This window comes from Halobacteriovorax marinus SJ, assembly GCF_000210915.2.
GTDB lineage: Bacteria > Bdellovibrionota > Bacteriovoracia > Bacteriovoracales > Bacteriovoracaceae > Halobacteriovorax > Halobacteriovorax marinus.
The window spans coordinates 1,674,619-1,694,784 of record NC_016620.1; the positions used below are offsets into that span (position 1 = coordinate 1,674,619).

Annotated in this window: 16 protein-coding genes; 2 read left to right on the forward strand and 14 right to left on the reverse strand. The window is 38.6% G+C overall.

The window, feature by feature from the left end:
• Positions 1 to 138 precede the first annotated feature (138 nt).
• From BMS_RS08040 to BMS_RS08055, 4 genes are all read right to left on the reverse strand, one after another.
• Positions 139 to 2,496, reverse strand: coding sequence for a ribonucleoside-diphosphate reductase subunit alpha (locus BMS_RS08040; RefSeq protein WP_014244310.1), 2,358 nt, complete (start codon positions 2,494 to 2,496; stop codon positions 139 to 141).
• A gap of 2 nt (positions 2,497 to 2,498) precedes the next feature.
• A complete protein-coding gene (locus tag BMS_RS08045) occupies positions 2,499 to 3,467 on the reverse strand; it encodes a ribonucleotide-diphosphate reductase subunit beta (RefSeq protein ID WP_014244311.1) in 969 nt (322 codons plus the stop codon).
• 510 nt (positions 3,468 to 3,977) lie between these two features.
• A complete protein-coding gene (locus BMS_RS08050; protein ID WP_014244312.1) occupies positions 3,978 to 4,946 on the reverse strand; it encodes a CNNM domain-containing protein in 969 nt (322 codons plus the stop codon).
• 56 nt (positions 4,947 to 5,002) lie between these two features.
• Positions 5,003 to 5,956 carry a tyrosine-type recombinase/integrase gene (locus BMS_RS08055; protein ID WP_014244313.1) on the reverse strand — a complete coding sequence of 318 codons (954 nt, stop codon included), beginning with the start codon at positions 5,954 to 5,956 and terminating at the stop codon, positions 5,003 to 5,005.
• 146 nt (positions 5,957 to 6,102) lie between these two features.
• On the opposite strand from BMS_RS08055, the gene BMS_RS08060 reads away from it, so the two are divergent.
• Positions 6,103 to 6,642, forward strand: a complete 540-nt coding sequence (locus tag BMS_RS08060) for a hypothetical protein (protein WP_014244314.1) — start codon at positions 6,103 to 6,105, stop codon at positions 6,640 to 6,642.
• Position 6,643: 1 nt separating this feature from the next.
• Here BMS_RS08060 and BMS_RS08065 read toward each other — a convergent pair whose 3' ends face one another.
• From BMS_RS08065 to BMS_RS08085, 5 genes are all read right to left on the reverse strand, one after another.
• The gene (locus BMS_RS08065) at positions 6,644 to 8,860 is read right to left on the reverse strand and encodes a penicillin acylase family protein (RefSeq protein WP_014244315.1); all 2,217 of its coding nucleotides are present in this window, start codon (positions 8,858 to 8,860) and stop codon (positions 6,644 to 6,646) included.
• A gap of 26 nt (positions 8,861 to 8,886) precedes the next feature.
• The gene (locus BMS_RS08070; RefSeq protein ID WP_083885966.1) at positions 8,887 to 9,603 is read right to left on the reverse strand and encodes a 1-acylglycerol-3-phosphate O-acyltransferase; all 717 of its coding nucleotides are present in this window, start codon (positions 9,601 to 9,603) and stop codon (positions 8,887 to 8,889) included.
• 65 nt (positions 9,604 to 9,668) lie between these two features.
• Complete coding sequence (locus BMS_RS08075) at positions 9,669 to 11,540, reverse strand: hypothetical protein (RefSeq protein ID WP_044557422.1); 1,872 nt, start codon at positions 11,538 to 11,540, stop codon at positions 9,669 to 9,671.
• Positions 11,541 to 11,658: 118 nt separating this feature from the next.
• Positions 11,659 to 12,612, reverse strand: coding sequence for a tyrosine-type recombinase/integrase (locus BMS_RS08080; RefSeq protein ID WP_044557423.1), 954 nt, complete (start codon positions 12,610 to 12,612; stop codon positions 11,659 to 11,661).
• A 133-nt stretch (positions 12,613 to 12,745) separates the two neighbouring features.
• Positions 12,746 to 13,006: a hypothetical protein gene (locus BMS_RS08085; protein WP_014244319.1), complete on the reverse strand. Its 261-nt coding sequence runs from the start codon at positions 13,004 to 13,006 to the stop codon at positions 12,746 to 12,748.
• 266 nt (positions 13,007 to 13,272) lie between these two features.
• Here BMS_RS08085 and BMS_RS08090 point away from each other — a divergent pair, with 266 nt between their 5' ends.
• The gene (locus BMS_RS08090) at positions 13,273 to 14,616 is read left to right on the forward strand and encodes a KamA family radical SAM protein (protein WP_014244320.1); all 1,344 of its coding nucleotides are present in this window, start codon (positions 13,273 to 13,275) and stop codon (positions 14,614 to 14,616) included.
• 29 nt (positions 14,617 to 14,645) lie between these two features.
• Here the strand turns inward: BMS_RS08090 and BMS_RS08095 are convergent, their stop codons facing one another.
• From BMS_RS08095 to BMS_RS08115, 5 genes are read right to left on the reverse strand one after another with little or no spacing between them, the layout of a single operon-like run.
• On the reverse strand, positions 14,646 to 15,659 hold the full coding sequence (locus BMS_RS08095; protein WP_014244321.1) for a hypothetical protein: 1,014 nt from the start codon (positions 15,657 to 15,659) through the stop codon (positions 14,646 to 14,648).
• The gene (locus BMS_RS08100; RefSeq protein WP_014244322.1) at positions 15,656 to 16,402 is read right to left on the reverse strand and encodes a hypothetical protein; all 747 of its coding nucleotides are present in this window, start codon (positions 16,400 to 16,402) and stop codon (positions 15,656 to 15,658) included. Before BMS_RS08100 ends, BMS_RS08095 begins: the two co-directional genes overlap by 4 nt.
• Positions 16,390 to 17,379, reverse strand: a complete 990-nt coding sequence (locus BMS_RS08105; protein WP_014244323.1) for a type IV pilus modification PilV family protein — start codon at positions 17,377 to 17,379, stop codon at positions 16,390 to 16,392. The genes BMS_RS08100 and BMS_RS08105 overlap by 13 nt, the downstream gene beginning before the upstream one ends.
• Before the next feature lie 39 nt (positions 17,380 to 17,418).
• Positions 17,419 to 18,756 (reverse strand): TldD/PmbA family protein, encoded by a 1,338-nt coding sequence (locus tag BMS_RS08110; protein WP_014244324.1) that lies wholly within the window; start codon positions 18,754 to 18,756, stop codon positions 17,419 to 17,421.
• Entirely contained in the window at positions 18,756 to 20,144 is a 1,389-nt protein-coding gene (locus tag BMS_RS08115) for a TldD/PmbA family protein (protein ID WP_014244325.1), read from the reverse strand. The genes BMS_RS08110 and BMS_RS08115 overlap by 1 nt, the downstream gene beginning before the upstream one ends.
• Positions 20,145 to 20,166: the final 22 nt, after the last annotated feature.

Genomic DNA, 20,166 nt, shown 5'->3' on the forward strand with positions numbered 1-20,166 from the left:
GGCTCTTATGTCCTGAACCTAGTTTCTTTGGATCAATGATCCTTTGCCTATGCACTGCTGTCACTGACGTGACACAGATGCATAACGGTCCAAGTCCGTTAGGACTTGGCGGGCGCTTCGGGTACTACGACCCTCCGCCTATGACCCGCACATAACGCAGTCGTCAGGGTTTTCGATAGAACAAACCATCGCTGCCTGTGCGTCTTCCTTATTAACTTTTGGTGTATCATTCTTAACAGTGAACTGAACTGCATTAACAGCTGCTCTCGCTCTTAAGTAGTACATACCTGTCTTAAGTCCGGCCTTCCAAGCATAGAAGTGCATTGAACTTAATTTTCCAAAGTTTGGCTCTTGCATGTGGATATTAAGTGACTGACCTTGATCGATATAAGGTGCACGACCTGCTGACATATTGATCACTGTCTTTTGACTAATTTCCCATACAGTTTTGTAGAGACCTTTTAACTCTTCTGGAATTCTCTCAATTGCTTGAATTGATCCGTTGTTTGCAATGATTTCATTTCTCATTTTATCATCCCATAGTCCCGCTCTGATAAGATCGTTTACTAGGAATTTATTAACAACTGCAAATTCACCTGAAAGAACACGTCTTACATAGATATTTGATGTAATCGGCTCAAAACATTCGTTATTTCCAAGAATTTGAGAAGTTGATGCCGTAGGCATTGGAGCAACGAGAAGTGAGTTTCTTACTCCGTGCTCAGCAACTTCTTTTCTTAGTGCACTCCAATCCCAGTTCTTCGCTGATGGAGTTACTCCCCACATATCAAATTGGAATTGACCTTGTGACATTGGAGAACCTTCGTAAGTTTCGTAAGCTCCATCTTTCATTGCAAGATCTTTTGATGCACTAAGGGCCGCAAAGTAAATTGTCTCGAAGATTTGATTGTTAAGCTCTAGGGCCTCTGGACTTTCGAAGTCGTATCTCATCTTAAAGAATGTATCGGCCAGACCTTGAACACCAAGTCCAATAGGTCTATGTCTCATATTAGAATTCTTCGCTTCAGGTACTGGGTAGTAGTTGATGTCGATAATTCTATTTAAGTTAAGTGTTGCTCTATAAACAACATCATATAATTTCTTATGATCATAAGTCTTAGTAGCTTCATCAACAAACATATTTAATGCAATAGAGGCTAGGTTACATACGGCAACTTCATCAGGAGCAGTATATTCCATAATCTCTGTACAAAGGTTTGATGACTTAATTGTTCCAAGATTCTTTTGATTCGACTTCTCGTTGATAGAATCTTTGTAGAGCATATATGGTGAACCAGTTTCAATCTGTGATTCAAGAACTGCAAACCAAAGGTCTTGTGCTCTAACAACTTTCTTGGCCTTTCCTTCTGACTCATACTTAGTGTATAGAGCTTCGAATTCAGCACCGTAAGTCTCGGCCATACCTGGACACTCGTGTGGGCAGAATAGTGACCACATTCCATCGGCTTCAACTCTCTTCATGAAGAGGTCAGAAATCCATAGTGCGTAGAAGAGATCTCTCGCTCTATTCTCATCTTTACCTGTATTCTTCTTCATTTCTAGGAAATCGAAAATGTCCGCGTGCCATGGCTCAAGATAAATTGCGAAAGCACCTTTTCTCTTACCACCACCTTGGTCTACGTATCTAGCTGTATCGTTGAATACTTTAAGCATTGGTACGATACCATTTGATGTTCCATTTGTTCCCTTGATGAAAGAACCCTTCGCTCTAATATTGTGAATAGAGAGTCCGATTCCACCAGCTGATTGAGAGATAAGTGCACTTTGCTTTAAAGTGTCGTAGATCCCTTCAATACTGTCATCTTTCATTGTTAAAAGAAAACAACTTGAAAGCTGAGGCTTAGACGTTCCCGAGTTAAAGAGAGTAGGCGAAGCGTGTGTGAAATATTTCTCACTCATGAGATTATAAGTTTCAATGGCCGCTTTCATGTCATTCATGTGAATTCCAACAGAAACTCTCATAAGCATTTGACCAGGTCTCTCGGTAATCTTTCCATCCATCTTTAAAAGGTATGATCTCTCAAGAGTCTTAAATCCGAAGTAATCGTAGTTAAAGTCTCTCTTATCATCGACGGCCGTATCTAGCATTTCTGCATTTTCCATAACAACTTCGTAAAGTTCTTTAGAAATAAGTGGCGCCATCTCACCTGTTGCTGGATTTACGTAGTTGTACATTTCTTTGATATTTTCAGAGAAACAACCACGAGTTTCTTTATGTAAATTTGAAACAGCAATTCTACCAGCTAGCTTTGAGTAGTCTGGGTGCTGAGTTGAAAGATAAGCAGCTGTTTCACCGGCCAACTTATCTAGTTCTGGAGTTGAAATTCCGTCAAAAATACCTTCGATAACTTTACTTGTAATAAGTGAAGGATCGATGAATTCTTTATCTAGATCAAAAGCTAAGCTCTCAATTCTCTCCGTGATTTTATCGAATTTAATCGGCTCTCTCTCGCCACTTCTTGTGATGACATACATTTCTAAAACTCCGCGTCTAATGTGAATGTGTTTTGAGCTCTGTCTCCTAGAACCCCTGGTTTTTGATATTCTGATACTCTCTTTTCGAAGAAGTTTGTCTTACCTTCTAGAGAGATTAGCTCCATCCAATCAAATGGATTTTCTGTATTGTAGGCCTTTTCACAACCTAGTCTATTGAGCCAGTAGTCCGCTACGAATTCAATATAGCGTGACATCATATCCGCGTTCATTCCAATAAGTGATACAGGAATGGCTTCAGTAATAAATTCTTTTTCAATTGAAACGGCCTCAGTAATAATTTGAGTAATCGTCTCTTTGTTTAATTGTTCTTCTGGAGTAAGAAGCTCGTGAATATGACAAGCGAATTCACAGTGAAGTCCTTCGTCACGACTAATAAATTCATTAGAAGTACAAAGACCTGGCATTAAGCCTCTTTTCTTTAACCAGTAAATTGAACAGAATGATCCTGAGAAGAAAATCCCTTCAATAGCAGCAAAGGCAATAAGTCTCTCTGCAAATGATCTCTTAGATTGCATCCATTTCATGGCCCAATCAGCTTTCTTCTCAACAAATGGGAAGTGAGTCACTGCGTGGAAGAGTTCATCCTTTTCCTTTGGATCTTTTACATATGTATCAATCAGAAGAGAGTAAGTTTCTGAGTGGATATTTTCCATTGCGATTTGGAATCCATAGAAACATCTAGCTTCTGGAATTTGAACGTCGTTATAAAAACGAAGTGCAAGGTTTTCATTAACAATTCCATCACTAGCAGCAAAGAACGCTAGAATGTGCTTGATGAAATGTTGTTCGTCTTTGTTTAGCTTTTCCCAGTCAGTAATGTCTGAAGCGAAATCTAGTTCGTCAGCTGTCCAGAATACGGCCATGTGATTTTTGTACATCTCAAAAATTGAGTGGTACTTGAGTGGAAAGAGTACGAAACGATCGTCGTTTGGTGCGAGAATTGGATCCACAATGCCTCCTTAATTGTGTGTGCGTTTGTTACAAGTTTCTTATATGGGCCAAAATTCTTCAGTCCCTATATATTGTGTTTCTCATTTTTATATGGGCAAAAACTGAGCGTAAAAATCCGTTATTTCGACAAAGTCAAAATCTCTTACTATTCTCGAATATGCCATTATCAAAGGGTAGTGTGTGTCTTTGATTTTTGGATATTGTGTTTTATGTCCCTATTAAAAGAGTAGCAATTCTTACCAAATTTTCAAGCTGTATTTTACAAATTATTGTGGTTTTTGATGAATTTTTTTAAAAAAACCACTAGACGAAACCGTTTTATCAATGGGAGACGAGGGGTTGGGCCTTTGTCAAACCCCCTGCAGCAACGTACTTTTTTTTCTAAAACATTCTTACACCTCACTTTGGAGCGCTGCATTTGTGCAAAATTCGGCAATTTTTATCAAATCGGGCACAATATATAGTGTCTTGGTTTATGGGTTGGCGGATATATTGTGATTAGGTACCGCTTAATCGTCTGTTTCGTCTCGAATATCAAGGCCTAGGATTTCTTCAATGATATCTTCGAGGGTTACGATGCCCTTGAGTTCCCCGCTCTCACAGTGAACACTGGCCATATGCTCTTTTCTTTGAATAAGTTTTTGAAAGACTTTTCTAATCTTAGTGTCTTGGGCCACTTGTAGCATTGGTTTAACCAGATCACCCAGGGGTGTTTCTGGGTCGAGGATAATGGCCTCTAGAACTTCTGAGCGAAGGACGTAGCCACGTATATCGTATTGGTAATCTCCAGTAATAGGAATTCTTGAGTATTTATGATTTTGGCAAAGGGCCGGGATATCTTTTGTTTTTGTTGTTATAGGGAGAGTAAAAATATTCTCCGGCCTAAGGGTAATATGAGAGATAGACTTTCTTGGAAATGAGAGCATACTTTTAAAAGCCTCGTACTCCTCTGGAAAGATCGCTCCATCGCGCATTCCAATCTCGGCCACTGCGTGAATTTCATCACGAGAAAGTTTATCGTCTTCACCGCTCTTAAGTGCCTTGGAGATCACTTCACTTAGCCACACTAGAGGAAAGCTAACGAAGATAAAGAGTGGGAGTATAAAGGCCACTGGGGCCATTAACTTCTTCCAATGTCTGGCGCCAATAGATTTAGGAATGATCTCTGAAAGAATGAGAATGGCAAAGGTGAGAATCACAGAAAAGAGTGTGAGGTAGGTCTCGCCAAAGAGAAGCTGAACTTGTGCTCCAGCTCCGGTTGCTCCAATAGTGTGGGCAAAGGTATTGAGACTAAGTATTGCCGCCAAGGGGCGTTCTATATTTTCAAGTAGTGGTTTGAGTTTCTTGTAAAGTTTTGGATCTGAATTCTCAATTGAACCAAGGTAGCTAGGAGTAACTGAAAGAACTACCGCCTCAAGTACTGAACATAGAAAAGAGATGAAAATTGAGATGAAGATAAAAAATATTAAAAGTGTCATGTATTAAGTATAGCAAATTGAAAGAAGAGTTGCTCGAATATCTGACTTTGTTTGGCCTAATATTTGAGCTTGAAAATGGGGCTATCACTTAGTCTTTTTCGCCTCTTATCGTACTCTTGGGTCGTTTTAACTGAGGAGTGATTGACTTCTCTTGCTACAGAGTAAATATCGACACCATTTTCAAGGAGTTCTCCAATGAAAGTCGCCCTACATGAGTGGGGAGTGACTTTGAAATTGAGGCCAATTTTCTTGGCATAGTAATCAATAATTTCGTTGATCGTTCGCGGGTTAAGAGGCTTATTTAAATTCTGTGGATTAGTGGGATTGTGGGATGGTTGAAAGAGCCAGTCCTCTTGGCCCAGCTCACGACCTTGTCTTTGCATCTCCACTAGGTAGAGGTCTAGCAATTCAACAGCGTCGGGGTGCAAAACCTTTTGTCCAATCTTTCCACCTTTTCCAATAAATTCTAGAACTCTGTACTCATTGATTTCTCTATAGTCTTTGAATTTGAGGTTTAATATTTCGCTCTTTCTCAGTCCCGTTGTAAAGAACATCATAAGAAGGGCCCGGTGAAGAATTCCCGCAGGAGTGTCTCCAGGAATGGCCTCTAAGAGCTCGCGCACCTGTGTACCACTAAGAGCATTAGTAGGGGTTTTAACGTCTCTGCGTGGACGCTTAATTGAAGTGACAGGATTAAATTCAAGAATACTTCTCTCTACTAGAAAGTCACTATAGCTAGAGAGGGCCGCTAATTTTCTGGCCACCGTCTTAGGAGCGCAAGGGGAGCCATCTCGTCCACCAGCTTCTTGTAAGAAGTTTCTATACTTGATGATATGGTCTCTCTCTAAATCGCCATAAGAGGAGATATTAAACTGCTCATGGGCCCAAGAGAAGAAGTGGCGAATATCAATCTCATAACTTCTTCTAGTATGAAGTGAGTTGAAGTTATCAAAGAACTCTTGGTAAATTGTAAATGGATGAGCGCTAGACTCAAGTTTTCTTTCTCCCATATATTAATTATCGGCCAAAGGTGCATAAACATATAGTTCTCCCCTAATTTTCCAGTAGTTTCTGAGATTCCTTGGGCAAATAATTCTAAAACTAATCAATAGAAATCAAATAATAAGAAAGTTCTTTAGATTTCCGAAAAATAGATATGGATCTAATAAGACGCAAAAAATCTATTCTAAATTTTAAACAACTCAAAGAGATAGGGCTTAGAAGCTCACTCATTAATTGTGATGGACCTTTTCTTATTCAAAAATCAAAGAATGGAAAGCAGATCTTAAAGTCTTCAGATCCTTTTGAAAGAAATCTCTTTAAAAAAAGTCAGGGGATTTTTGGCTTTAGAGAGAATGTCATACTTAGAGTAAAGACAACTCAGGGAACAAGTATAGAGTCCAATATTTTAAAAGGTGAGTTTGACTCTTTTAAAAATATGGAGCTGCTTGAAAGAGAGATAAGATCGCTTGATTTTAAAGTGAGAAAGAATTCATTTGATATTGCTTACTTTGAAATTATTCATACTCATCCTACGGGATGTTATCTACAAAGAGATGACGAGTACGAGGTTATTTCTCTCGGCGGACTTAGTGAAGCTGACTATATGGCCGCAAATTATTTAAGTGAAAAATACGGTTACCACTTTAAGTTAAAGGCCATTTGTCCAGGTGAGATAACTTATTGTTCAGCCTAATTTATTCCCTTTCAAGAGACTCAACTTTATATCTAAAGTTTAACCAATCCTCAACTTCACTCGTATAGAGTTTTGAAAATCTACGATCACTTACACCACCTGCAAGCACTGTATGGGATTCTCTAGTGGATAGATCTGTAACAAATCTCATAGATGGACAAAAAGTTGAAACCCTTCCATGGGACTCATAGAGTGCTCCTTGTACGATTGTGGCCCTAGAGCCTTCAATACTAATTGGGCCGTAATCAAAACCAAGAATTGAAGGAAGTTTTCCATCGAAGAGAATATTATTCATTTTCACTCTTCGAAGCTCTCCCCAACTAGGAATATCTTTTCTTGAATATTTCTTCTGTGTCTTTGCTAGAGCATTTCTAAAGCAATCCATCTTTGAGCGCTCTTTAAACCACAGAGGATTTTCCGTAATGATGATTTGATCAAAGAAGTGATAGAAGTCTACTAGGATTGAAGATCTATTTGCTATAAATTTCCAAGCATCAGTAGGATAGAAATCTTTTGTGAACACTTCTTCTAAAAGATTAAAGTAGAAGTCCTCAAAGAGTGTGGCACCCCTTGAGTTTCGATCATAGCAAAGATCCCATTGATCTAATTCTTTACTGACTTTATCTGAGCTAAGCAGTGCTCTTAGCTCCTCCATAAAGTAGTGGCCCTGAATTGAATAGAGGTCCGATTGCATATTCTTTAGTGCTTCTAGAGAAAATTTCTCTTTCTCACTAAGCAGATGATTTATTCGATCTACTCGGTAAGGACCCATGGGAAGATTGATTGTTAGAGGTGAGGACTCGTTTGCAAAATCGCAAAGGTCATTATTAGCAGTGGCCAAGAATCCTTTCTCTGGGTTTATTACGCTTAGGAGGTCTTGAGTTTCTAGTAAGTCTTGCCAGTGGTTAAGTGGATCACTGGCCCTTAGGGGATAGAGTCCGCTAGAATTTCTCTTGGGGGCCATACCAGATTGTTGATAGGCGATATTGCCCAAGCTATCTCCAAGTAGCCAATTACATGAAATTGAAATCTTACTAAGAGCTTCTTTCATTGTATAAACGTCATCACACTCTATCATTTCATAGAGAGCAATAGCAGATCCCTTTGCTCCTAGGTGGTGTGCACTCCATGCTCTTGTTAGATAGTAACCATCTTCAAGCTCTTCGCTAAATGGATTACTTTCTAAAATACCACAATCATTTTCATAAATTTTAAATTTAAAGTCAGAGGATTTCTTTCGTAGAATAACTTCTTCTCTAATCGACTGTTCGCAGTACTCACCATCTCTAAGGCATCTCTCACCAGTAATTTCTTCAATGAAGTAATCCACCATATCCATAAATCCATAGGTGAATCCAAAACTAACTTTATCTGATCGTCCCATAATAATTCCTGGCAGACCGGGCATCGAGACACCTTGTATGTTTCTCTCTCCAATATGGACAACTTGCTCATACCAAATGGCCGGCAATCGATTAACTTCAAGGTGAGGATCATTACAGGCGATAACACTGCCTGTTTCAGATTTAGAGGGAGCGACAATCCAATTATTGGAGGCCATCATCTTAGGTAGAAATTGATTGAATTTTATTTCATCAGGGATGAGACCTTCAAAGTATTTTAATTTCTTTAGGTCTTTTACGATATCTTCAGTTAACCCATCTAGATGGGGAGTGAAAAGTGATTTGAATTTCTCAATTTCAACTCCCTCTCTAAGAGATTGAATAATAAATTTTTCCGCGTCACCTTGAGTTTGTGCAAGACCGATAAAAGACATTATCTTTATCACCATTAATGAGTCTTGAATGCTCCAAGGGTCTAGGTGAACGTTTAAGAATTTAAACTCCCAGCTCTTACCTCTTTTTTCTAAGTGGTAATTAACTCCATCTGCATAGGCCTGAAAGTAGTCTAATACCTCTTTTGGGAGCTGGTTCATATCCTCGTGAGTAGCGCCATAGAAATTCATCTGTCGCATGAAGATATCAATTTTTAAACTCTCATCATCATCTTTTAAGAGTTCACATATACGTCCGCGACCAATTATTCGAAGGAGAAAGAGCTGCATGAAGCGATCTTCACAGTGGCATAGTGCCTGTGCAAAAGCGCTAGAGTTCTTATCTTTTGCTGTAACTTCAGTGATGCCACTTTTGCGTCGTTTGATTTGAATTTGGTGATTCTTATAGGTGATACTTTGGGGCTTATTAGAGATTTTAATCAAAAGAATTCTCCCTGTTCCCCAAGTTCTTAAGCTAATTCACTATCGAGTTGGGCCACTTTATTTTTAACTAATTGATACGTAGTCTCACATAATTGTCCAACATCGCGCTTTGTAAGTCCCTTAGTTGGAATTGGATCGAGAACTTCAATAATCACTTTACCAGCTTTCCACTTACTAAAGTCTAGGCCAGTGTTGTAAGTGCTGATGCAAATTGGAGTAATTGGGATCTGAGCATTAATGGCCGTAAAGAAAGCACCTTTTTTAAAGGGGAGAACTCCACGTCCGTGGCTTCTCGTTCCCTCTGGCATCATCCATATAGAGGTGTTTCTCTCTCGAATGGCCTCGCCTACTTGATCCATTGTTCCGTGGGCCCTGCGCTTATTCTTTCTATCAATGAGTACATTTCCACTTAGCCAGTAGAATTGTCCAAAGAGAGGGATCCAGCGCAAGCTCTTCTTACCTAGAGAGACTGTTCTATCTGGTAGAATTTCGCAGGCAAGAAAGACATCAATATTATGTTGATGGTTAGAGATGAATAGACCGGGACGGTTCTCCTCCATGATCTGAGTATTTCTTTTGATGACTTCGATTCCAAGGATCTTTGTTCCAAGTCTAACCATGCGAGACATAATATAAACATTATTGGGATTAAAAGGTCTTAGGGCACTAACAATCGTTCCTACAATGCCTACGCATGCCAGAAGAATAGTTGCTAGAATGAATCGAAGTATTTTTAAAATCATAAGCTCTCAAGTTGTAGGAAATAGGTTACTTGAGAGCATCTTAGAAGTCTAGTCAGACATGTACTTTACTCGTCAAAAAGTCTCTTAAAGCCTGACTTGTAATATCTATTTGAGAGAACTTGAAAAATAGAGACATCTTTATTTGTGACAACGTCAGCGTTCTTAGTCTTATATTTCTTATTCATATACTCTGGGTATTGCTCTACATTGCTTGAACTTCCACCTAAATTTAGGGCAAAGTTTTGCTTCTTATTATTCTTTTTCGCTGCACCCTTTCCACCTGTAAGTTTTAATTTCTTAACTTCACTTTGAGCCGACTTTTCATTAAATTTCTCTGACATCTCTTCTTGAATCTTATTTAACTCTCTGTCAAAGTTATCTGCAGAGCCAGGGTTGGCCGCTAATTGTCTAGTAATTCCCGATAAGAGATTTTTTTGAACTGCTGCTAAATCTTCCGGTGTTCCTGGGCGAACTCCTTTCTTATCTTCAAAAGGAATTTGTCTGAGAATTTGATCTCTAACTTTCCCACCTAGAGCTTGTGTTTGCTCTGGAGTCATATCAAATCCCGTCGCAGAAGTTAGCCCACTTGAGATATTATTTAAATCAGTCTCAAGCTGCTTAACATCTATTACTTGTCCAAGTCCTGCTAGTTGAACAGTCGAGAAATTAGTCTTCTTACAAGCATTATTTCCCTGTGTATCTTTAAACTTTCTACACTGACAGCTTGGATCAAATTTTCCGTTAAGAGTAAGACATCCAACTTTTGTCGTATCACTACCACTCTTTCTTGTTTTATCAGAACTTGCGGCAAAGAGGTTTCTATCATTCTTCGCCCATAAGGCCTTACAAGAATCAGAGTTTGTTCTATTGGCCTTCTTCTCTCCGTTTTCATAGCAGTAGCACATAAGATTATTCTTATCATCGTGTCCATTTGGACAATACTTCTCCATTGATGTGACAAATTGATCGCGGGCAACTTCTGATCTCTTGGCAAGTAAGTCCGCTTTCTCTCCCTGTTCTTGGAGTTTCTTGGCCTTAATAAGGTTCCAAGTTACATTTGTTAGAGCAAGCGTTGCAACACCAGGAGGAGTTCCAAGAAACTTCATAATACTTTTACTAGAAGAAGAGATGTAACTTCCAGCTACTGAGAGACCTCCTAACATCATCTGCTTATACTTTGCAATTGGGGTAAGGCCTTCTGTATTAGTTTCACTCTGTGCCGGGTTATCATTTGCTGGAGTTTCATCAGCATATTCTCCTGAAGCTGTTGTACAAGTTTTTATTGCAGAAGGACCAATCGATTCATAAGCAGCGTAGGCGGCAGTTGCAGTATAACAAGCGGCTATGAGTTTATTGAGTTTTTGCTTTTTATCGTAGTACTTAGATAGAGATTTTAGTTGTTTAATTTGCGAGTCGTAGGCGAGAACTTGGGCATCGTAATTTTCCTTATCTGCTGCTTTGTCTTCAAATTCTTTCAGATTATCTTTTGTCTCTTTCTTGGCCTCATTCATAATGTAGAGAGTTTTTAAGATGGAAAGACCCCCACATGTGGCCCCCATTTTTATGGAAAGACATGGGCTAGATTTATCATCTTCTACAAAGTTAATATTAGTAATTGAAATTCCTGTTGTAATAGTATCAATTAAGAGAGCATCCCAGTTTGTATCTTCTAGCTCCGCGTCTCCACTAACTTTTTTAACCAGGTTGAACATACAACGGTCACGATCTTCTTTTTTCTCATGAAGAGTACAATTTCTATATTCTTCTAGACCTTCTTTGGATCTCTTTGTCGTCATGCAGCGGTTTAGCTTACTATCCCACCTCTTAGAGCTATCTTTACTACAGGCCTCTCTCTGTGTATCAAACTCATCCGCAAAGGAGAGATCGACCATGAGTAGGCAAGCAATTGCGAATATGGACTGTAGTATAAGTTTCATAATTAAATCCTTATAATCTAGATTATACGAAAGTTGGGCCAAGCTCTTAAGAACTTTATTAAATATATGTTATCTATCTGTAATCACATGATCAAGAGGTGTAAATACTGCCAATACTTCATTGCACTTGATGCTCAAGATAGAGGGTGTTGGTATCAATATAAGTTTGGGTCACTTTAGCATCTGAGTGATTGAGGTAATCTCTTACAAAGAGAAGGTCTTTAGTTCTTTTGTAGAGATTGGTGGCGCAGGCCTTTCTAAAACTATGAGGGCCAATATTAGCTGAACAATTGGATCTTAAGAGTAATTTCTTAATAAGTGAGTACATAGATCTCGTACTTATTGCTCTATTGGATTTATTAACAAAAATATATTCACTCTTTGCACTTTGCTCCATAAATTGGATATTCTTAAAGATCTCATCAAAGTTTTGTATCTTTAATTCGTGTCTATAGCCGCCTTTTCTTCTAAGTGTAATTGTCTTTCTGGTGGCCTGAAAATCATTATATCTAAGCCCACTCAATTCGCTAAGTCTTAAACCTCCCCAGTAGAGAAGTTGCAAAATAACTCGCTCTCTAGTTCTATAGGTCGACTCAATAAGTGTGCGCCACTGATCGTAGGGCAAGATTGGAGTGTGCTCAATATCGATATCTTTTACTTTAATAGAGTGGATTTTCTCTTTTACTGGATTAATGGAAAAGAGCTTTGAATGATCTTCATGATTCTGTTTTAAAAACTCGTAGAAATTTTTAAGAGTACTTAAGTGCCTTTTGGCAGAATTATTTCCAAGAGGTTTTTGCACGAGCTTCTTTCTTCTAGACTTAAGAAACCAAAATAGTCGTCTAAAGAGGTGAGCTCTTTGATTTACTTCGCCTCCATTTAAGAGGAATTCCTTATATCGACCGATAGTATCATTGTTTTTCTGACTAATGGGGCCTCGAAATTGGTTCTCATACCAAGTGAGATATTTCTCTAAGTCACTGCGATAATTTTTAATAGTGTGAGGGGATTTATTTTGTCTCTGACAATTATCTAAGAACTCTTGCAACCATCCCTGATTTTTCTTATTCAATGTTATGCGCTCCTTGCGTAACAATAAATTTCTACGAAGTAACTTCGTATAATTTATATTATATGAAATTATTTGAATGTAAATAGCTGAATATACGAAAAATCGATTCTAAGCGTTTGGGGTATACCTAGACCTAGATAATTTGAAACTTTAATTCTCTTAAAAACTCTGTGCCATATGGAGTGTAGCTAAATATTAGAAACAGAAATGAAACAACAAAACTTAATAGCATAAAACCAATCACACATTTTCCAAAGAGAGAGATATTCTTTGAAAGATATCCTCCATAGAGGTCTGAGTTTTCGCTTGGAGATGAGTCGGCGAGTGAGCCTAAGCCTCTTTGGTCTGAAACTTCCATATACTGTAAATTCTTAGCTGCGTTATCGTCTGACATTTATTCTCCTAATTTTTTATCGTCATAAAAGGAGAGGCACTTTAATTGGATATACTTGAATAATTACTTCAGGTTTGTATGCCTATTCAAACAAATCTTACCTCTGAGATGTAAGTATTTTAGTGAAATCAATTTAAAACATACTGGAGTAGTTTTTAGGCTTTTTTGACGGATGTAAGAATAAAGTTGCCCTTTTTTAGGTGTTTACACCCATGTTAAGATAAAGATAATCAAAATTGATAAGAAAATTAATAAAGGAAGTTTAGATGTCTGAAGTTGATCACTCCAAGATTAGAGAGTTGGAGCACCGTAATTTTAGAAATGATGATTTTTGGAAAGAGATCCCAGCGTGGGCCGATGTTTCTAGGGGAGAGTTTGCTGACCATAAGTGGCAGTTAAAGAACTCAATCAGAAAAGTTGAGCAAGTAGAGAAGGTTCTAGGGTCTAAAATCTCTAAGGAACATATGGATGATATTAAGGCCGGTCAAAAGATTACTCCAATGAATATCAGAATTACTCCTTATATCTTTGCCCTAATTGATTGGAGGGACCCACTTAGTTGTCCACTTAGAAAGCAATTCCTTCCAATGGGAAGTCAGTTCTTAGAGGATCATCCTTACTATCAATCTGATTCACTAGGTGAAGATGTTGATTCACCTGTGCCAATGCTTACGCATAGATATCCTGATAAGGTTCTTTTTCTTCCAACAACAATCTGTCCTGTTTACTGTTCTTATTGTACGCGCTCTAGGATTATTGGTGGCTCAACTGAGTCTATTGAGAAAGAGACTTATGGTGCCAATCAAAAGAAATGGGATGATGTCTTTGAATATTTAAGTAATCATCCAAAAGTTGAGGACGTGGTTGTTTCTGGTGGTGATGCATTCATGCTTACGCCAAAACAGATTCGCTACATTGGTGAGAACCTACTTAGAATTCCACATATTAGAAGAATACGTCTCGCTACTAAAGGTGTCGCAATTTTTCCTCAAAAAGTTTTAACTGATGATGATTGGTTTGAAGCAGTCCAAGATATTCATAAGCTAGGACGCTCATTTGGAAAACAAGTTGTTATCCATACTCACTTCTCATGCGCTAAAGAAATTACGAAATGGTCTCAAATGGCCATGGATAGACTTTTTCAAGCGGGGATTGTGGTAAGAAACCAAGCAGTTCTTCAAGAGGGAGTTAATAACCATGTAGATGAAATGGTTCTTTTAACAAGACAGGTAGGTTATTTAAATATTCAACCATACTATGTGTATATGCACGATATGGTTCCTGGATGTGAACACTTTAGAACGACTCTTAAAGAAGCCGAAGAGCTTGAAAAAGCGGTTAGGGGAACAACTGCTGGATTTAATACTCCAACATTTGTTTGTGACCTTCCTGGTGGTGGTGGAAAGCGCCATGTGGCCTCGTATGAGTACTACGATGAAGAAAATGGGATCTCAGTTTGGAAGGCCCCTCATGTAAAGCCAGGTGAGTTATTCACTTACTTTGATCCAATTCATAAATTATCAGCTGAAGCTCAAGCGAGATGGAAAGATCCGCAGAAGAGACAAGAGATGATTGATGCAGCTATTGCAGTGGTAAAAAATCAAGAATAAAAAAGTGAGGCCCTTTTAGAGGGCCTTTTTTATTGGTAGCAAGTCGCTTCACAAGACCCGAAATTAGACTTGGAACTCTCGTGGGTTAGTCTCCACTTTCCATCTTCCAACCTTTCAAGAGAGCACGTACCAGTGTCGTAATTCTTATAAGTAATTGAGCAGTATTTAAATGGCCTAGGTGTTGTGGCTAGCTTAATTGGGAGTGTCGCCCTTAGGGCATACGTTCTTTCTTGAAATGCAATGGGCTCATTTAATTCGCGCCAAATATAATTTCTCTCACTGCAAACTTCTAGCTTATCGCTATTTGGGTTATACCTAATGGCACCGACAATTTCCTTTAAACATGAAGAGTCTAGATCACCAACTCTAAAGCTCCCTCCAATATTAATAGAAGCACTATTTTTCTGTGTTTTAATAGAGAGATTTCTTTGATTAATGTAGTGACCCTTGGTATCGGGAGTTCTATTCCATGGAGAGGTTTTCTTTGAAATATCCTTACCAAGACCAATACCTCTATTAGAGTAGCAAGTTTGAATTTTCTCAGCATTATCAATGGAAGCAAATATCTTAACTCTTCTCTTTAAGAGGTGTGTACGATTATTTCTAAGGTCTTTAAATTCAACTTCTAAATGCAAGAACGTTGTTCCAAAATCAATCGATGATTCTTGGTCATCACTTTGGAGATAGAGATTGGAAAGAGTTAAGGTCCAAAACTCTGATCTCTTTATAATACTTCCCTTTGAGAATATTTCAAAAGAGTAAATTTCTCCAAATTCATCTTCAATAACTTGATTTATACTTGTCGCACTCATATCTCGACGTGCATTCTTTGAAGTGAAAGTTTCTTTACATGCATTAGGGTCAGAGAGAATATTTCTAATTTCATCAACAAAGTAGATCATCTCAAATTGTTCTGTAGTTTTAGCAGATAAATTATTTTGCATCTGCAGTAGTCGAATTATTGATGCACTAACTACACTAAAAATAGCAATGGAGATCAGTGCTTGAATAATGATAGAGCCTTTATTATTTAGAAGCTTCATCGATGGACTCTCTTCCACGTAAGGTCTCTCTTACATTGCTCAAATTGTTTGCGTACACTACTAAATTGTATGGCCCCAATATTTTCCTGAGAACAAGATGTATCGCTTGGAGTAAGCTGAAGATTTCCTCCAATATTTAGGCTCGTCTTCATTTCACTTGTATTAACCCCAATAAAAGGAGAGGAGAGCCTTGTACCAAAACTTTCTTGTACTTGAATTGTTTCACCCTTTGGGAGACCCCCAAAAGCACATTCTTCAATTCTACCTTCACGCTCTCTTATATAGAGTTTAATACTTCTACTTACCTTGGCAGCACTTTGGCTCTCTATATCTTTTTGAAGCTCTATAATAAGATTAATCATTCCAAGCTCTGCGATATCTTCGTCGAAATTATTATAGATGCTCGTAGAGTATTTTAAGATCTTTGTCTTACTTGCACCTATGGTTGTATGAAGGGCAAATTGTTCGATAAGTTCATCACCTTTATAAAATTTCATCGAAGTAATTTGACCATTATTTGTTTGGATCTTAGATAGAGTTGCATTGCAATTCTTTGCAGAGGAGAGTTGTCTCTTCAAGTCACCTAGAAAGACTTCTATTTCTGCCTCTGCCGTCAAGTCGTTTAAAGAGTCGGCCTGCTTTTTAATTGTATGCATAACTAAGAAGACGACTAGGCCTAAGAAGAAAACTCCCACCATGAGGTTTAGGCCCGAAAATCCTTTTTGATTATTTACTTGAAACATAAGAATGTACAACTCCCTATGTCCGTCTTGGCCACATTTAATTCCCACGCAGCTGGTGTTTTAAGACTTGCTCCGCTTCCTCTTAGTCTGCATTGAGTGTGGGGAACATCTGTGGCCTTTCCCAGTGCACAGACTCGGTATAGCCCCAAAGGTCGACTCTCAGTTTTAGAAGGGCTTACCTCAACTTTAGTGAAGACTGACCAGTCTATACTATCTGCTCCCCAAGTTAGCCATTTCTCACCATTACAAAGAAGTAGATTCTCAATACTCTTGTCGTAGCGAATCCTACCTGCCATATCTTGATTACATTCATTTTGCTCTTGATCTTCTGAGAAGCTTAGGGCGTTTGCTATATCGAGGGCGATATCTTTTTTAGCAGGAGTATTAATTCCTAGATTGTTTTCAATCTTTAGAGAATTATCCACTTCGGCCAAAAGTGAGTCACTGGCACTTTCTCCTAAGGGGAGGGCATTACAATTTTGAATCTTAGAGGACCTAGTACTATAAATCACAGGGATAGTCTTCGTTACAAAGCGGCTTCCATAAGAGTTTTCGCCCTTATCAAACCTTATAGCTAAGTCAAAAGTAGGCTCGGCGCTCTCACGTCGATTTCCAACGTAAGAAATGATTCTTAGATTCTCAACACCATAGAGATCTTGGTCCATAGAGTAGCGCTTATAAATTTCTCTATAGAGATTGATATCGGCTTTAGAGGTTTTCTTTCTTATGAAGCGAGTCTTTCCACTAGTGACTTCTTCAAGTGTCTTTCCCGCAAATGTAGCTTCACAATTGTTTACATCTTGAAGAGCACGCCAGATCTCTTCATGAATATAGGCCATTTCATACTTTTGATTAATACTCTTGGCCATCTTCTCTTGATTGGCCATCATCTTGATACCAACAAGTGCAGCAGCACCTAGAAGACCTGATGAAATAAGTACTTGGACTAAAGAAAAACCCCTATCATTTATATTCATAATTATATGATAGGGGGGATTGAAACCTTAAGCAATAGATTATTCGCCGGCCACACTTAGTGATGAGAATCTAATCAATGGAGAGAAGAAAGTCGCACTCGTATTACTCTGAACATTGTGACCAATATTAGAAATTTCTTTGATTACTTGATAGAAATTACCAGAGACAGTCACACCTTTAATTGGCCTAACTCTCTGTCCATTTTCTACTAAGTAACCACTAGCTGCGAATGAAAAATCACCAGAGATAGCATCAGATCCTGAGTACATTCCCTGCTCAGAGATGATTTCAAAGTAAGTACCTTTATCAAAGCTTGAATCATCAGACTCTACCGGTTTGATAAGCTTATTTGTTCCACCAACTCCTAGAGAGGACTTTGGGGATCTCGTTGCATTGAAAGTATTCTCGTGTCCGAGCTTCTTTGAAGTATATGAGTTGTGGTAGAAATTTTTCAAAACACCATTTTCAATTAATGTTGTATCACTTGTTGTATTTCCTTCTCCGTCAAAGAGAGAGTAAGCAAAACCTCTTTCAAGAAGTGGAGCGTCCGTAATCGTTAAGAAGTCACTGGCCACAGACTCATTTAATTTATTCTTCCACGGATTCATATCATTGATTGCTGATTTCGCAGAAAAGAGAGTAGAGAATACATTTAGAAATTGAGCTAATTTATCAGTTGAAAAGACGATGTCATAATGACCTGTCTTAAGCGCCGTCCCCTCAATTAGTCCATTGGCGTGCTCGTAAGAAATATTAATGCAGTCATCTGGACTAAGATCAGCTAACTTTCTACTAAGCGACTGATGAACGTACATACTCTGCTTATTATCTCTTTCAAGTAGAGCCGCTGTATAACAAGCGTAGGCCTTACTCTTTTCAATACACTTTGTTCCTAAGTGATTGAGATAGAGTCTTTGATCAATATATTCACCTACGCCATTATATGGAGGTGTTTTAAGATTCTTATCTTTGGCCATTAAGTCTCTTTCAATTCTTAGGGCCATATCAATAAGCTCTTCTGGACGAGCGCGATCACTATCGTATTTAAAGTCTCGTGTACCATCCATGATTTCTTTTCTTTGAACTTCTATTTTCTCTAGCTCTTCTTCTTTAGAAAACTTCGCGTTGTCTAGGGCCTGCTTTACGAGAACTTCTATTGTTTCATCGTCTGTAGCCTCACAATAAGAGCTTCCAATTTTATTATCCTTGATAACTCTAAGTCCTAAGACCTGAGAGCCAGAAACTTCATATGATGAAATCTCTCCACCCTCTGCTTTGACTCCGATACTCTCACCAGCATCTACAACGATGTCAGCTTGTTCAGCACCATTTTTAAGAGCAATATCAATTATTTTTTCTAAGGTTTGCATCTCCATTACGCTTTTCCTCCCACTAGGATTTCATCTACTTTTAAAGCAGCTTGTCCCACAGTTGTTGGAACGGCTCCCGAGACAGAGCCACACATTCCTGCAGCGAGCTCAAAGTTATTACCAACCATACTGATCTTCTTAAGAACATCCGGACCTGTACCTATAAGTGTGGCACCTTTTAGAGGTCTATCAATTTTTCCATTCTTTATGAGATAACTCTCTTGAGCAGAGAAATTGAATTCACCTGTTCCAGGTTTAACTGAACCTCCGCCCATTTTCTTGCAGTAAACACCGTTGTCGATAGTCGCGATAATATCGTCAAGTGAGTGTTCACCAGCTTCGATATAAGTATTTCTCATTCTTGAAGCAGGAGCATATTTATAGCTCTGTCTTCTTCCTGAGCCAGTTCTCTCATAACCTGTCTTCATGGCGCCAACTTTATCTACGAGAAAGCTCGTTAGTTTTCCGTCTTTAATAAGTTGTGTCTTTTGAGTTTCCATACCTTCGTCGTCAATATTAATTGATCCCCAGTAGTTTTCCATTGTCCCATCGTCAACTGCACTAACTGCAGTGTGAGCAATCTCCTCCTGCATCTTGTCCCAGAAGACGGAGGCTTTCTTTTGTACTGATGTTGTCTCAAGTAGGTGACCGCAGGCTTCATGGAAGATCACTCCACCAAAACCGTTATCAATAACGACAGGCATTTTCCCCGCAGGACATTCGTCGGCCTTAAGCTTAATCATTGCTTGCTTAGCAACTAATTCACCCATCTGATTTGGATTAATTCTATCGACTAACTCCCAACCACAGAGAGCACCAGGCGCTTCATAACCTGTACTTTGCTCACTACCATCAGTGGCAACGGCATTGGCCATAAGGCGCGTGTAATTTCTGGTATCTCCAATATGAAGACCCTCTGAATTGAAAATTTCAATATCTTGAAGTCTTTGAAGAACACCACAAGTGACTTGAGAAATCTTATCAGATTGACTTCTTGCTGCAGCATCGATTTTAAGTAAGTACTGAATCTTCTCTTCCATGCTAATAGGGTCATTTCTAAGACCTTTCTGAGCTTGGTGATGATCAACAGTTTTAATGAAATTGAGAGCTGTCGAAGTGGCAATAGGATCTCTTCTATCTTGAGCCGCTAGGGCCTTTGTAATTCTTAATAACTCTTCTTTGTCAGCTTTATTAGTGTATCCATAGAGAACTTTTGTTCCATAAATAAGACGAACACCAATTCCAAAATCTATGCCTGATTTAATTTCATGCACTTTAGAGCTTAGAACACTGAGGTTAACTGAATTGTGTTTTTCAACAAAGATTTCTGCAAAGTCAGCGCCTTGGGAAATAGCGTAGGCGATAACTTCATTAGCAATTTGTGGATTTAACATTTTAACTCCTTTTAAACGCTAT

Coding starts and splice junctions, on each gene's coding strand:
- BMS_RS08040 (WP_014244310.1), bottom strand. CDS start 2,496: ATGTATGTCATCACAAGAAGTGGCGAGAGAGAGCCGATTAAATTCGAT.
- BMS_RS08050 (WP_014244312.1), bottom strand. CDS start 4,946: ATGACACTTTTAATATTTTTTATCTTCATCTCAATTTTCATCTCTTTT.
- BMS_RS08055 (WP_014244313.1), bottom strand. CDS start 5,956: ATGGGAGAAAGAAAACTTGAGTCTAGCGCTCATCCATTTACAATTTAC.
- BMS_RS08060 (WP_014244314.1), top strand. CDS start 6,103: ATGGATCTAATAAGACGCAAAAAATCTATTCTAAATTTTAAACAACTC.
- BMS_RS08070 (WP_083885966.1), bottom strand. CDS start 9,603: ATGATTTTAAAAATACTTCGATTCATTCTAGCAACTATTCTTCTGGCA.
- BMS_RS08075 (WP_044557422.1), bottom strand. CDS start 11,540: ATGAAACTTATACTACAGTCCATATTCGCAATTGCTTGCCTACTCATG.
- BMS_RS08085 (WP_014244319.1), bottom strand. CDS start 13,006: ATGTCAGACGATAACGCAGCTAAGAATTTACAGTATATGGAAGTTTCA.
- BMS_RS08090 (WP_014244320.1), top strand. CDS start 13,273: ATGTCTGAAGTTGATCACTCCAAGATTAGAGAGTTGGAGCACCGTAAT.
- BMS_RS08095 (WP_014244321.1), bottom strand. CDS start 15,659: ATGAAGCTTCTAAATAATAAAGGCTCTATCATTATTCAAGCACTGATC.
- BMS_RS08100 (WP_014244322.1), bottom strand. CDS start 16,402: ATGTTTCAAGTAAATAATCAAAAAGGATTTTCGGGCCTAAACCTCATG.
- BMS_RS08105 (WP_014244323.1), bottom strand. CDS start 17,379: ATGAATATAAATGATAGGGGTTTTTCTTTAGTCCAAGTACTTATTTCA.
- BMS_RS08110 (WP_014244324.1), bottom strand. CDS start 18,756: ATGGAGATGCAAACCTTAGAAAAAATAATTGATATTGCTCTTAAAAAT.
- BMS_RS08115 (WP_014244325.1), bottom strand. CDS start 20,144: ATGTTAAATCCACAAATTGCTAATGAAGTTATCGCCTACGCTATTTCC.